Below are 14328 nucleotides of genomic sequence, written 5' to 3' on the forward strand. Positions count from 1 at the left end.
GGGAAGATCATGGCCAACTAAAAGTTTTATGACGCGGACCGTCTAGGCAACAACGGACGTCCAAAACAGAAAACCGGGCAATTCGGCCCGGTTTTTTGTTGCTCGTTCAATGAGTGAAGAGGGCCTTACGAGACCTGTTCAACCTGCTGCACTTCCGGAACGAAATGCCTAAGTAGATTCTGGATGCCATGCTTCAGCGTCGCGGTCGAAGACGGGCAGCCGGCGCAGGCGCCCTTCATGTGCAGGAACACGGTGCCGTTCTCGAAGCCGCGGAAGGTGATGTCGCCGCCATCCTGGGCGACCGCCGGGCGCACCCGGGTGTCGAGCAGTTCCTTGATGGTGATGACCAGTTCCTCGTCGGCCTTGTCGTAGAATTCGCCGGTCTGGCTGGTCTCGGCGGCGGGGCCGGCATTGACCATGACAGGCGCGCCTGACATGAAGTGCTCCATGATGGCGCCGAGGATGGCCGGCTTCAGATGCTGCCAGTCGGGGCCGTCCTTGGTCACGGTGATGAAGTCATAGCCAAAGAACACGCCCGTGACGCCGGGAATCTCGAACAGGCGGCCGGCCAACGGCGAGGCGCTCGCTGCACTGTCGGCATCGCGGAAATCGGCCGTGCCTTCAACAAGCACTTCCTTGCCGGGCAGGAATTTCAGCGTTGCCGGGTTCGGCGTCGATTCGGTCTGGATGAACATGGCCGTCTCCGTGCCCCATTCGGGCAGCTAGTTTGGAATAATTCTAAATAGGCTCAATTGGCTGGACATTCAAGCGAAACGCATCGCTCAAACGGCTGGCTGGCGGAATGTTTTTGCTGGCCCTTACCGCAAACCGAGGTGCGTTGAGATTCAGGTCAGGCCGCGCCGAAAATGGTGGCTTTCGAGAACCGGAGCGGAGCGTACTTGAAGTACGTGAGCACCGGAAGCGCAGAAAGCCGCTATTTGCAGGCCGGCCTCACCTGAATATCAGCTCACCTCAGGCGAGGCTGTCGATCTCCTCGTCCGACAAATTCTGCGGCACCACTGTGACCGGAATGGGGAAGGCCGCGCCCTTGCCGGCGACAGCGCCGACCAGCGGTCCGGGCCCTTCCTTGCCTGCGCCTGCGGCCAGCACCAGGATGGCGATATCCTGGTCTTCCTCGATCAGTTTGTGGATCTCTTCGGTCGGCTTGCCTTCGCGCACCACCATTTCGGGCTCGATACCGAGCTTCTGGCGCACCTTGTTGGCATAGCCGTCGAGAGCGGCGCGTGCCGTGGCGTTGGCCTCCTCGCGCATGATCTTTTCGACGCCCAGCCAGTGCTGGAAATCATCCGGCGTGATGATGTAGAGCAAGACCAGTGTGCCGCTGGTGCTCTGCGCCCGCTTCGAGGCGTAAGCGACGGCGCGCTCGCACTCCGGCGTGTCGTCGATGATCGTCAGGAATTTCCTGCGATGGCCGGCTTCGCGACTGAGGCGTTTGGAGACCATGTCTATCTACTCGATGTGTTTTCGGCCGCAATCTGCCACCGCGGCAGACCGGCGGCAAGCCGCCGGCCTTATGTCAGTGTGGTGCAGTGCACTGTGACGGCCGGGCTCAGCCCTGCAGCAAGCCGATAATGTCGCGCACGGTCTTCATCGTGGTCTCAGCCAGCACGCCGGCGCGCTCGCCACCATCCTTCAGCACCGCGTCGACATAGGCGCGGTCGCCCTCGATGCGGCGCATCTCGCCGGCGATCGGCGCCAGTTTTTCCACGGCAAGGTCGGCCAATGCCGGCTTGAACACGGAAAACTGCTGCCCGCCGAATTCCTTCAGCACGTCGGCCTTCGACATCTCGGCTAGCCCGGCATAGATGCCGACCAGGTTTTCCGCTTCCGGCCGGCTTTCCAGACCGTCGACTTCGCTCGGTAAGGCCTCCGGGTCGGTCTTGGCCTTGCGTATCTTCTTCGAGATGGTGTCGGCATCGTCGGTCAAATTGATGCGCGACAGGTCGGACGGGTCCGATTTCGACATTTTCTTGGAGCCGTCGCGCAGGCTCATGATGCGCGCTGCCGGGCCGCCGATGACCGGTTCGGTGATCGGGAAAAAGCCGTTCACCGTCTCTTCGCCCACCTGCATCTCGACGCCGACGCCAAGGCTGGCGATGCGGCTCGAAAAGTCATTGTTGAATTTTTGCGCGATGTCGCGGGTCAGCTCCAGATGCTGCTTCTGGTCCTCGCCCACCGGCACATGCGTGGCGCGGTAGAGCAGGATGTCGGCCGCCATCAGCGAGGGATAGGCGAGCAGGCCCAGCGAGGCATTCTCGCGGTCCTTGCCGGCCTTGTCCTTGAACTGCGTCATCTTGTTCATCCAGCCGATGCGCGCCACGCAGTTGAAGATCCAGGCCAGTTCGGCATGTTGCATCACCCGCGATTGGTTGAAGACGATGTGCTTCTTCGGGTCGATGCCGGAGGCAAGGAAGGCAGCGGTGATCGAGCGGGTCTGGTCGGCAAGGTCGTCATAAACGAGCTGTGCGGTCAGCGAGTGAAGGTCGACGACGCAATAGATGCAGTCGGACGTGTCCTGCAGGGCGACGAATTTCTTGATGGCGCCGAGATAATTGCCGAGATGCAGATTGCCGGTCGGCTGGACGCCGGAAAAGACGAGCTGTTTGAAGGCGGTCATGGGTTCCTCATGGCTTGTGGAGGGCCGTTTCGCACGCGGCGAAAGTCTTGCGACGGCGCGCTTATGGACGAAGGCGGAGAGACGATCAAGAGGCTGGAGGTAAGAGGTAGAGCGATGGCGTCAGGTTGGATTGCCATGGTTCCCATGCTCTTGGGCTTGTAGCGCCTGTCCCTTGACCAGCCAGGTTGGTGCCGCCCCTCATTGTCCTGCCGGACATTTCTCCCCGTATAGAGACGGGGAGAAAGAGGCCGTCATCGCCGGTTTCTCTCCCTTCTCCCCGTCACTATACGGGGAGAAGGTGCCGGCAGGCGGATGAGGGGCAGCGCTGACAGTCAAGATTGATCGCATCAGCTTACGGATCTTCAGAGCGTTCCTTAGGCGTTGGCGAACCCTTGCGCCCGATATTGCGCCTTATCATGCCGAAATCGGCGCCGCCGGTGGCAAAGGCGGTGACGAAATAGAGCAGCGCGCCGCCGGCCACCAGCGCCAGCAATGTCGTAGCCTTGATCACCAAGGGCGAGCCGGGGCCGAGCCTGACGGCCAGCCAGTGTTCGGCGAAATAGAGCGCCACCGCCATCACAGCCGCCGACAGCACCAGGCGCGGGATGCGCTTGAGTAGTGGCACGTCGCGCCCCCAATGGCCGCGCCGGATCAGCACGGCGAGCAGCATCATGGCGTTGACCCAGCCGGCGACGGCCGAGGCGACCGCAATGCCGGGCGCGCCCATCCTGGGAAACAGCGTCAGCGCGGTCGCGACGTTCACGCCCACCGAAATGGCGGCGAACATCATAGGGGTCCGCGTATCCTCGCGCGCGAAATAGCCGGGGGTGAAGGCCTTGATCAGCACGAAGGCCGGCAGGCCGAGACCGAAGATCGCCAGGATCGCAGCAACCGTCGGCGTCGAGCCGTTGGCGGCAAAGGCTCCGCGCTCATAGACCAGCCGCACGATCGGTTCCGACATGACCCACAGTGCCGCCGCCGCGGGCAAGGTCATGAACAATGTGAATTCGACGGAGCGGTTCTGCAGATTGGCCGCCTCGACCAGATTGCCCGATTTCAGCGCCCGCGACAGTTCCGGCAAAAGCACGATCGCCACCGCGACGCCGACGACGCCGAGCGGCAGCTGGTAGATGCGGTCGGCGTAAGCCAGCGAGGACACGGCGCTGTCCTGCGCCGAGGCGATCGCCGTGCCGATCAGCTGGTTGATCTGGGTGATACCGCCGGTGATCGCCGCCGGCAGCGCCAGGATCAGCAGCCGCTTGACGTTGGGCGTCATCTTCGGCCGGCGAAAGCCGATGGCGATGCCGGCATTGCGCACCGCCACCCAGACGATGGCGAGCTGCACCAGGCCGGCCGCCAGCACGCCCCAGGACAGGCTGAAGCCGACATCATGCGCATCCATGCCGTGGTACCAGGCATAACCGAGCACGCTGATCAGGATGATGTTGAGGAAAGCGGGCGCAACGGCCGCCGCGAAATAGCGGCGCAGCGAATTCAGCATGCCGGCCATCATGGCCGCCAGCGACATGCAGATGAGATAGGGGAACATGATCGTCGCAAGCAGGACGGTCGTCTCGAACTTGCCCGGCGTGTCGGCAAAGCCCGGCGCCACCAGATAGCGCACGATCAGCGGCATCGCCAGTTCCATGACGATGGTCAGCGCCAGCAGCGCCGAGAACAGCACGCCGAACACTTCCTCCGAAAAGCGCTTGGCGCCGTCGGTGCCGTGGGTCTCGATCTCCTTGGCAAACAGGGGCACGAAGGCGGCGTTGAACGCGCCCTCGGCAAACAGCCGGCGAAACGTGTTGGGAAACTGGAAGGCGGCGTTGAAGGCGTCCGCCACCGGTCCGGTGCCGAGTGCGGCCGCCATCAGCATTTCACGGCCAAAGCCGAGCGCGCGGCTCATCAGCGTGCCGGATGCAACTGTGGCGAATTTCTTGACGAGGCTCATGCGCGCGGAGATTGCCTGGATGATTGGGAAAAAGGGGGTGATTGGGACAAAGTGATGGTCACTCGGCCGCCGCCTTGGCCTTGCCGCCGCGCTCGGGGGCCACGCCCTCGAGCGCTGTGATAAGCCTGGTGTGGATGGCGGCGGTGCGCGCCGGGCTGTCGATCTTCTGTCCCGTCAGGTCGGTGACATAGAAAGTGTCGATGACCTTCTCGCCGAAGGTGGTGATGTGGGCCGAGGCGATGTCGAGCGACAGGTCCGACAGCGCGCTGGTGATCTCGGACAACAGGCCCGGCCGGTCCAGCCCCTCGACCTCGATCACCGAAAACCGGTTCGACAGCGTGTTGCGGATCTCGGCGCGCGGCGGAATCTTGAACACCTTGGCGCCGCGCCGCGGCTTGGTGCGCTTCTCGATCATCTCCGGCAGCCAGCTCTTGCCCGACAGCACGTCCTCGATCAGCCGGCCGACGCGCTCGGCGCGGCGGCGCTCGTCCTCGTCGCGGTCGAACTCCCTGGAGATCAGGATGATGTCCAGCGCGCGGCCGTCGGATGTGGTGAAGATCTGCGCGTCGACGATGTTGCCGCCGGCCCCCGCACAGGCGCCGGCAATGACCGAAAGCAGGCGCGGATGGTCCTGCGCCAGGACGGTGATCTCGGTCACCGCTTCGAACTGGTGTGTCCTGACCACGGTGGCGAGCTTCTTGCCCGCCGCGTCCGCCTCGCGGATGAATTCGGCATGGCGCAGCTGGTCGGCAAGATCGACGGTCAAGAGGTAATTCTCATAGTGCAGGCCGACATAGCGCTTGCGCGCCTTGTCCGGCCAGTCGGCAAGCGCCTCTGCCAGCCGTTCGCGTGATGCCGCCGTGCGCTTGGCGCGCGACACTTCCGAAAAACCGCCGGTCAGCAAGAGTTCGGTCTCGTAGTAGAGCGTGCGCAGGAGCTGGCCTTTCCAGCCGTTCCAGACACCCGGCCCGACGCCTCTGATGTCGCACACGGTGAGGATCAGCAGCATTTTCAGCCGTTCGACCGACTGCACGATTGCGGCAAAATCCTCGATCGTCTTGCGGTCGTTGAGGTCGCGCGTCTGCGCCGTCATCGACATGACGAGATGGTTCTCGACCAGCCAGGCGACCGTCTCGGTGTCGGCGGCCGACAGCCCCATATGCGGGCAGATGCGCCGCGCGATCCTTGCGCCGGCCTCGGAGTGATCCTCCGGCCGCCCCTTGGCGATATCATGCAAGAGCACGGCGACATAAAGCGCCTCGCGGCTCTTCTTTAGCCCCGGCATCAGCGCGTGCGACAGCGGATGCACCTTTTCGCCGTCGCCACGCTCGATCTCGGCCAGCACGCCGATGCAACGGATCAGGTGCTCGTCCACCGTATAGTGGTGGTACATCGAGAACTGCATCATGGCGACGATCTTGCCGAAGTCGGGGATCAGCTTGCCGAGCAGGCCGGCCTCGTTCATGCGTCGCAGATTGAGCTCGGCATTGCGGTCCGAGGTCAGGATGTCGAGAAACAGCCGGTTGGCCTCCTCGTCGCGCCGCAGCGACTTGTTGACGAGACCGAGCGAACGCGTGAGCAGCTTCAGCGCATCGGGATGGAATTCCAGCCCGTGCTTGTCGGCGAACCAGAACAGCCTGAGCAGATTGACCGGGTCGCGCTCGAACACCGTGTCGTCGGCGACGTTGATGCGATGGTTGTCGACGATGAAATCGGACGTGCCGGCCAGCTTGCGCTTGCGGCGCTGGAAGGTGAGGAAGATGCGGTTGAAGCCCGGCACGTGCTTGGCCTGCTCTTCCTCGAGCGCGGCGCAGAAGATGCGGGTCAGGTCGCCGACATCCTTGGCGACGAGAAAATAGTGCTTCATGAAGCGCTCGACCGCCGACAGGCCGGGATGGGTGGTGTAACCGAGACGCTCGGCGATTTCGCGCTGGATGTCGAAATGCAGCCGTTCCTCGGGCTTGCCGGTGAGGAAATGCATGTGGCAGCGCACCGCCCACAGAAAGTCCTCGGCCTTGAGGAACTCCCTGTATTCGGCCTCGGTGAAGACAGCCTTGTCGACCAACTCCTCGCCGGTGCGCACGCGATAGAAGTATTTCGCGATCCAGAACAGCGTCTGCAAATCGCGCAGACCGCCCTTGCCGTCCTTGACGTTGGGCTCGACCAGATAGCGGCTTTCGCCGGCCTTGGCATGGCGCTCGTCGCGTTCGGCGAGCTTGGCCTGCACATATTCCGGCCCGGTGGTGCGCACCACTTCATGGTCGAAGCGGGTCAGCAATTCGTCAAAGAGCTTTTGCTCTCCCCACAGGAACCGGGCCTCCAGGATCGAGGTGCGGATGGTGATATCGCTGCGCGACAGCCTCAGGCACTCGTCGATGTTGCGGGTGGCGTGGCCGACCTTCAGCCCGAGGTCCCACAGCATATAGAGCATGTATTCGACGATCTGTTCACCCCACGGCGTCTGCTTGTAGGGCAGCAGGAACAAGAGGTCGATGTCGGAACCCGGCGCCAGCGTGCCGCGGCCATAGCCGCCGACCGCGACGACAGCCATGCGTTCGGCGGTCGACGGGTTTTTCACCCGATAGACATGGGTCGCGGCGAACTCGTAGAGGGCGCGGATGATCTCGTCCATGAGATGCGACAGCCGGGCAGCACACGCCGCGCCGCTGCCATCGTCCATCAGCATGCGCTCGGCGATCTTGCGACCCTCGGTCAGGCGTCCCTTCAACAGCTTGAGCGCACCGACGCGCGCGCCGGACTCGGCACCGTTGCCGGCGGAGGTCAGCGCCGTCATCTCGCGGCGCAGGGCGTCGCCGTCGATCAGCTCGTCGAGTTTGAGGGAGATTTTTGCCATAAGTTACCGGTCGGCCTCGCCTTTCGGCGGCGTCTATAGCGCGTTTTCACGGCGCTGTGTATGGGGCCGCCGGACGCGCCGGCCGCGATACTCGAACGGAATGACATTCTCCTGCCGGAGCCGGAAGAGATCGACGATCTGCCGCGCCAGCCGCCAGGCTTCGATCCTCACCTTGGCGGCAATCGGCTTGTGGCGCCTTTTGCCCATCCCGCTTGCGGCCCATTCCTCTTCGCGCTCCTGCTTGAGCAGGCTCGGCAATTGCACTGGCCCTTCGCCAAGGAACTGAGCCTGCAGGCACAAAGCCGGCACAAGCTGATAAATGACGTCGCGGGACGAGGTCGCAAAACGCGGATTGAAGACGAGATGATCGACGGGGATGGCGATCTCATCCGTCGCCTCGATGAGGTCTCGTGCAGCCTGTCTCGACAGGATGTACCCGGCCGCGCCGATATGGACGGCGTGCAGCCTGCTCGCGGAAAAACCGTGGCCACAGGCAACTTGCTTGCGTGCAATCACGGTTCGATTGAAGAACGTTTCCAGTTTGACGATGTCCGCATCGGCGGGAATCCAGTCCGCACCGGCAAGCAATGGGCCGGCATTGTCAGAGAAGACGACATCGTCCTCGAAGATGGCGCCATAGGCGTCATCGCCTGCCGCGATCATCGACCAGCACTGTTTGTGACTGAGCAGGCAACCGATCTCGGTGTCGGCCATACGCAAACGCTTTTTTCTTTGCGGCATTTCGGCCAGATCCGGCCGATCGCGCGCGTCGATGGCGACGACCCGTTCAAAGGCGACGCCGATGCGGGCGAACTCGGCCGACACATGGGCGAGGCGGTCGCGGGACCGATCGAGATTGATAACCAGGCATTTCATGTGGGTGGGTTCGATGCAGCGGATGCAGGTGGCCGCGTCCATAACATAGGAAAGAAATTGCGTAAGCGATTTTTCCCTCGATGCCGTCCGATGGCGACCATGATCGAAAGGTGGAAATCGCCCCTTGACCTTCCAGTTACTGGAAGCACTACCTCCACACCCAGACAGACATGAAGGAATTTATTCGATGGCGCATTCCGAGCATCACCACCACGCGCACACGGCCGATGGCGGCTGCTGTGCGGCAAAGGCGGCTGCGCCGACCGCCGAGGCCGTGGTGCGCGATCCCGTCTGCGGCATGAGCGTCGATCCGGCAGCGGGCAAGCCGTCGGTCGAGCATGGCGGTCGCCTCTTTCACTTCTGCAGCGAGAACTGCCGCACGAAATTCGTCGCTGAGCCTGAAAAATACCTGACCGCCACGGACCCGGTCTGCGGCATGAGCGTCGATCGTGCCACAGCCAGGCATTTCTTCCGGCACGAAGGCCAGGGTTTCTATTTCTGCTCGGCCGGATGCCAGGCGAAGTTTGAGGCCGAGCCGCAGAAATATCTCGGCGACAGGCCGGCACCGCTGCCAATGCCGAAAGGCACGCAATACACCTGCCCGATGCATCCCGAGATCATTCGCGACAAGCCCGGCTCGTGCCCGATCTGCGGCATGGCGCTGGAGCCGATGGGCGTTCCCACCGGCGATGAGGGTCCGAACCCCGAACTGGTCGACTTCACCAAGCGGTTCTGGGTCAGTACGGTGCTGTCCGTGCCGCTGCTGATCGTCGCCATGGCGCCGATGCTCGGCCTGACCTTCCAGGCTTTTATCGACGGGCGCACGATGGTTTGGCTCGAACTGGCGCTGGCGAGCCCCGTCGTGCTGTGGGCGGCCTTCCCGTTCTTCCATCGCGGATGGGATTCACTGGTCAACCGCAGCCCCAACATGTGGACGCTGATTTCGCTCGGTGTGGGTGCCGCCTATCTCTACAGCGTCGTGGCGACACTGTTTCCGGACATCTTTCCGCATCAGTTCCGCGGTCATGGCGGCACCGTGCCGGTCTATTTCGAGGCCGCCGCCGTCATCGTCGCGCTGGTGCTCCTCGGCCAGGTCCTCGAATTGCGGGCCCGGGAAAAGACCGGCTCGGCCATCCGCGCGCTGCTCGACCTGGCGCCGAAGACGGCGCGGCTGCTGGGCGTGGATGGTTCCGAGACCGACGTCCCGCTCGACGCCGTCAAGGCCGGCGACAGACTGCGCGTCCGCCCGGGCGATGCCGTGCCGGTTGACGGCGTCGTGCTGGAAGGCCGTTCTTCCATCGACGAATCGATGATCTCGGGCGAGCCGCTGCCGGTCGAAAAGACCGAGGGCGACACTTTGACTGGCGGCACACTCAACAAGAACGGCTCGCTGATCATGCGCGCCGAAAAGGTCGGCGCGGAAACCACGCTGGCGCGCATCGTTGAACTGGTGGCCAAAGCACAGCGTTCACGCGCGCCGATTCAAGGGTTGGCCGACCGCGTCTCCTTCTACTTCGTCCCCGCCGTCGTGCTGGTGGCGCTTGCCGCCTTTGCCGCCTGGGCCGTCTTCGGCCCCGAGCCCAGCCTGATCTTCGCCATCGTCTCGGCGGTCTCGGTGCTGATCATCGCCTGTCCCTGTGCACTCGGCCTGGCGACGCCGATGTCGATCATGACCGCCACCGGGCGCGGTGCGCATGCCGGCGTGCTGATCAAGGAAGCCGCCGCTCTGGAACGTTTCGCCTCGGTCGACACGCTGATCGTCGACAAGACCGGAACCTTGACTGAGGGACGGCCGCGCCTGACCGATGTCGTCGCGGCGGTTGGCCTAGCGGAGAACGAATTGCTGGCGCTCGCCGCTGGCCTCGAAAAAGGCTCGGAGCATCCGCTGGCCGAAGCCATCGTCGACGGCGCCGGCGAGCGCGGCCTGACACTCAGTGATGCTTCCGGCTTTGAAGCCGTTACCGGCAAGGGTGTCTTCGGCACTATATCGGGCAAGCAGGTCGCGCTCGGCAACGCCGCCATGATGACCAACCTCGGCGTAGACACGGCTACCTTGTCGGCCAAAGCCGAAGCGCTGCAGGCCGAGGGCAAGACCGTGATGTTCGTTGCAGTGGACAAAAAACTGGCCGGCATCGTCGCCGTCGCCGACCCGATCAAGGCAACGACGGCCGAGGCGATCCGGGCACTGCACGACAGGGGACTGAAGATCATCATGGCGACCGGCGACAATGAGCGCACGGCGCGCGCAATCGCCAAAAGCCTCGGGATCGACGAGGTGCGCGCCAGCCTGCTGCCGGAGCAGAAGGCGGCATTGGTCGAGGAACTGCGCGCCAATGGCACCGGCGTCGCCATGGCCGGCGACGGCGTCAACGACGCACCCGCACTTGCCGCCGCCGATGTCGGCATCGCCATGGGCACGGGCGCCGACGTTGCGGTCGAAAGCGCGGGGATCACCCTGGTCAAGGGCGACCTCAACGGCATCGTTCGGGCGCGAACGCTGGCCCAGGCGACGATCCGCAACATCCGCCAGAATCTGTTTTTTGCCTTCCTCTACAATGTGCTTGGCGTGCCGGTTGCCGCCGGCGTGCTCTATCCGCTGACCGGCACACTTTTGTCGCCGATGCTGGCGGCGGCGGCGATGAGCCTGTCCTCGGTTTCGGTGATCGCCAACGCATTGCGGCTCAGGACATTGAAACTCTGAACTCAACCCCCAAATACGAAATCCTATCAACAGGAGATCATGGATGACCTTGGCTAAAAAGATCGTGCTTTTGCTGATGGCGGCTGGAATGCTGCTTGCCGTTTTCCTCGAAAGCGTTCCGGCGCAGTCCGAGGAGATGAAACACGACATGGGCGCGATGGCGACAGACGCGACCGGTCCGTCGACCGAAGGCTACAAGGCGGCGATGGACAAGATGCATGCCGACATGATGGCCTCCCAATACACCGGCAATGCCGATGTCGATTTCGTGCGCGGCATGATCCCGCATCATCAGGGCGCGATCGACATGGCCAAGGTGGAACTCGCCAACGGCAAGGATCCTGAAATCCGCAAGCTGGCCGAAGGCGTCATCGCCGCGCAGGAAGCCGAGATCAAGCAGATGCAGGACTGGCTCGCAGCCCATCCGGTGAAGTAGGCATCCGCGATCATGCAGGAGATCCATTCTGGATTTCTCCCCGTGCCTGTGATTGGCATACGCATCGACCGCCACACCAGCAATTCCAGGAAAAGTGCGAGCGGTTTTCCGTCCGGAATTGCGTAAACAAAGATAGAGCCTCTATGCCCACGACGATCAGAACCACCACGCTGCCTTCGGGCGAAGCCGTCCAGGTGCTGGGACAGGGTACGTGGAAGATGGGCGAGGATTCCCGCCGCCGTGCCGGCGAGGTCAACGCCCTGAAGCTCGGGCTGGACCTCGGCATGACGCTGATCGACACCGCCGAAATGTATGCCAGCGGCGGCGCCGAGGAGGTGGTGGCCGAAGCCATTACCGGACACCGCGACGAACTCTTTCTCGTCTCCAAGGTGCTGCCGTCCAATGCCTCGCGCGCCGGCGTGGCGCGGGCCTGCGAAAACAGCCTGAAGCGCCTGCGCACCGACCGCATCGATCTCTATCTCCTGCACTGGCCGGGCAGCGTGCCTCTGTCTGAAACCGTCGAGGCTTTCGAGGCTTTGAAAAAGGCCGGCAAGATCCGCCATTGGGGCGTCAGCAATTTCGACACCGACGAGATGGAGGAGCTGACCGGGCTGCGCTCGGGCGACAATGTCCAGACCAATCAGGTGCTCTACAATCTGTCGCGGCGCGGCCCGGAATTCGATCTCGGGCCATGGAGCCGGCAACGTGGCATTCCGCTGATGGCCTATTCGCCGGTCGAGCAGGGCGCGCTGGCGCGCAATGCCAGGCTGGAGACCGTCGCCGCTTGCTACAACGCCACGGCGGCACAGATCGCGCTTGCCTGGGTGATGGCGCAGCCAGGTGTTATCGCCATCCCGAAGGCCAGCAGCCAAGAGCACGTCCGCCAGAACGTCGCTGCTCTCGACATCAAGCTCACCGGCGAAGACCTCACCGAGCTCGACCGCGCCTTCCCGCCGCCGACCCGCAAGCGCGGGCTGGAGATGATCTAGATTGGAACGGATTTCGACCGGGCCTCGTCACACCGCGTACAAAATCAGCGATATCACGGTCACGTCGCTGCGTGACGGCTATGTCGACATGCCAGTAAGGCGACTGCGCCAGCCGGGAGACATTGCATTCGGCGATGACCTGCCGTCGCAGGTATCACTCGTCGACGGTGCGCTCAGGCTATCGGTCAACGCGTTTGCCATAGATGACGGCAACGACATCACACTCATCGACACGGGCTCCTCGAACGCCTGGCACTCGACAATGGGGCATCTGCCCGAGGCGATGCGCGAGGCGAAGATCGCCACTGGGCGGATACGGACCGTTGCTTTCACCCATACCCATCTCGACCATATCCACGGGCTGATCCTTGCCGATGGTGGCGACGGCTTCCCGCAACTCTCTCGTCTGCTTGTCCCGCGAGCTGAACTCGACATGTTCCGGGAAGTGGCGAGGCTGGAACGCTTCCACGACCGAGCACAGCCCTTCGACGCCGGACAGCGTCTGGGCGCGAACATCGAGACCATCGCCGCCGCCGGCCATGAAGCCGGGCACACGTGCTTTCGCGTGACGAGCGCCGGCGAAACACTGTTGATTTGGGGCGACACCGTGCATGTGCCGTCGCTTCAGTTCGATCGCCCGGAGATCGCCTGGGAATTCGACGCCGACCGGGAGCAGGCACGCGCAAGCCGATTGCGACTGTTGGCCCTTGCCGCCGACAACGCCTGCTTCGTTGCGGGAACGCATCTCGATTCACCGGGAGTCGGCCGGGTTTTTCGAACCGAGACAGGCTTCCGCTTCGAACCTGTCTAGATATCGTCGCCTGCTGTCAGCCCCAACCGCATGCGCGTCCTGCGCAGCGCGCGCGAAAACATGCCGGCATCGTCGACGGCGCGGGCAAGCGTGAGCGCGCCCTGGATGGCGGAGACGGCTTCTTCGGCAAGCTCGGCCGCCTCGGTCGTTCCGTGCCCGTCTCGCGCCAGCGCATCGGCGAGGTGCCCGACCCAGCGGCCGAAATAGTCCCTGATCTGGCTGGCGAAGAGATCGCGCGATTCCTCCAGCGCGAAGGCGCCGATAAGGCACACCCGGCGCCCCGAGCGGAAATAGCTGTCGGTCGCCTCGAACATATGCTCGATCCCGGCTCGCGGATCGGTGCCGTCGCGCAAGGGTGCGAAGACATTGTCCTCGAACCAGCCGTCGATATGGGCGATGACGGCCCCTGCCATCTCTTCCTTGCCGCCGGGGAAGAAGTGGTAAAGGCTTCCCTTGCCCAGCCCCGTCGCCGCGCCGATCAGCGCGATGCTCGCGCCCTCATAGCCGTGTTCGCGAAAGACCTCAGCCACCATCGCCAGCAGCTGGTCGCGGTCGGGTGCGATGCGCCGCATTAGCGACTTTACAGCCCGAGTTCGGTCAGGCCCGGATGGTCGTCCGGCCGGCGGCCGAGCGGCCAATGATACTTGCGCTCGGCCTCAGTGATCGGCAGGTCGTTGATGCTGGCGACGCGGCGGCGCATCAGCCCGGCCGCGTCGAACTCCCAATTCTCATTGCCGTAGGAGCGGAACCAGTGGCCGCTGTCGTCGCGCCATTCATAGGCAAAGCGCACCGCGATGCGGTTGTCGTTCCAGGTCCACACTTCCTTGATCAGACGGTAGTCCAGCTCGCGCGCCCATTTGCGCTTGAGGAAGCCGACGATCTCGCTTCTGCCGGAAACAAACTCGGCGCGGTTGCGCCAGGTGCTGTCCTCGGTATAGGCGAGCGAAACCCGCTCGGGGTCGCGGCTGTTCCAGGCGTCCTCCGCAAGGCGCGCCTTCTGCGCTGCCGTTTCGGCCGTGAATGGCGGCAAGGGCGGACGGCTCATGGAAATCTCCTGTCGGTTTCGATCCTC

12 protein-coding genes are annotated in these 14328 nt (G+C 63.5%); 4 read left to right on the forward strand and 8 right to left on the reverse strand.

Features of this window, described 5'->3' with window-relative positions; genetic code table 11:
- Positions 1-125: 125 nt before the first annotated feature.
- The 6 genes from AC1D1N_RS18685 to AC1D1N_RS18710 form a co-directional block, all read right to left on the reverse strand.
- Positions 126-695: a NifU family protein gene (locus tag AC1D1N_RS18685; protein ID WP_112560600.1), complete on the reverse strand. Its 570-nt coding sequence runs from the start codon at positions 693-695 to the stop codon at positions 126-128.
- Between the two features lie 277 nt (positions 696-972).
- Positions 973-1464 carry a universal stress protein gene (locus AC1D1N_RS18690; protein WP_023672856.1) on the reverse strand — a complete coding sequence of 164 codons (492 nt, stop codon included), beginning with the start codon at positions 1462-1464 and terminating at the stop codon, positions 973-975.
- A 106-nt stretch (positions 1465-1570) separates the two neighbouring features.
- A complete protein-coding gene (gene trpS / locus AC1D1N_RS18695) occupies positions 1571-2638 on the reverse strand; it encodes a tryptophan--tRNA ligase (protein WP_112560601.1) in 1068 nt (355 codons plus the stop codon).
- A gap of 352 nt (positions 2639-2990) precedes the next feature.
- Entirely contained in the window at positions 2991-4589 is a 1599-nt protein-coding gene (gene murJ, locus AC1D1N_RS18700; protein WP_477350279.1) for a murein biosynthesis integral membrane protein MurJ, read from the reverse strand.
- Positions 4590-4647: 58 nt separating this feature from the next.
- The gene (locus tag AC1D1N_RS18705; protein ID WP_477350281.1) at positions 4648-7443 is read right to left on the reverse strand and encodes a [protein-PII] uridylyltransferase; all 2796 of its coding nucleotides are present in this window, start codon (positions 7441-7443) and stop codon (positions 4648-4650) included.
- 33 nt (positions 7444-7476) lie between these two features.
- Positions 7477-8319 carry a glycosyltransferase family 25 protein gene (locus AC1D1N_RS18710; RefSeq protein WP_477350283.1) on the reverse strand — a complete coding sequence of 281 codons (843 nt, stop codon included), beginning with the start codon at positions 8317-8319 and terminating at the stop codon, positions 7477-7479.
- A 187-nt stretch (positions 8320-8506) separates the two neighbouring features.
- On the opposite strand from AC1D1N_RS18710, the gene AC1D1N_RS18715 reads away from it, so the two are divergent.
- The 4 genes from AC1D1N_RS18715 to AC1D1N_RS18730 all read left to right on the forward strand — a co-directional run bounded on the left by AC1D1N_RS18715 (position 8507) and on the right by AC1D1N_RS18730 (position 13256).
- On the forward strand, positions 8507-11020 hold the full coding sequence (locus AC1D1N_RS18715) for a heavy metal translocating P-type ATPase (protein WP_477350285.1): 2514 nt from the start codon (positions 8507-8509) through the stop codon (positions 11018-11020).
- A 43-nt stretch (positions 11021-11063) separates the two neighbouring features.
- A complete protein-coding gene (copM, locus tag AC1D1N_RS18720; protein WP_477350287.1) occupies positions 11064-11456 on the forward strand; it encodes a CopM family metallochaperone in 393 nt (130 codons plus the stop codon).
- Positions 11457-11599: 143 nt separating this feature from the next.
- A complete protein-coding gene (locus tag AC1D1N_RS18725) occupies positions 11600-12445 on the forward strand; it encodes an aldo/keto reductase (protein ID WP_477350288.1) in 846 nt (281 codons plus the stop codon).
- 1 nt (position 12446) lies between these two features.
- The gene (locus AC1D1N_RS18730; RefSeq protein ID WP_477350290.1) at positions 12447-13256 is read left to right on the forward strand and encodes an MBL fold metallo-hydrolase; all 810 of its coding nucleotides are present in this window, start codon (positions 12447-12449) and stop codon (positions 13254-13256) included.
- Here AC1D1N_RS18730 and AC1D1N_RS18735 read toward each other — a convergent pair.
- Both AC1D1N_RS18735 and AC1D1N_RS18740 read right to left on the reverse strand, forming a co-directional pair.
- Positions 13253-13828: a TetR/AcrR family transcriptional regulator gene (locus tag AC1D1N_RS18735; protein WP_477350292.1), complete on the reverse strand. Its 576-nt coding sequence runs from the start codon at positions 13826-13828 to the stop codon at positions 13253-13255. The two genes, AC1D1N_RS18730 and AC1D1N_RS18735, sit on opposite strands and share 4 nt — an antisense overlap.
- A gap of 8 nt (positions 13829-13836) precedes the next feature.
- Positions 13837-14301: a nuclear transport factor 2 family protein gene (locus AC1D1N_RS18740; RefSeq protein ID WP_436257856.1), complete on the reverse strand. Its 465-nt coding sequence runs from the start codon at positions 14299-14301 to the stop codon at positions 13837-13839.
- Positions 14302-14328 lie beyond the last annotated feature (27 nt).

Source organism: Mesorhizobium sp. P2_B5 (assembly GCF_056404775.1).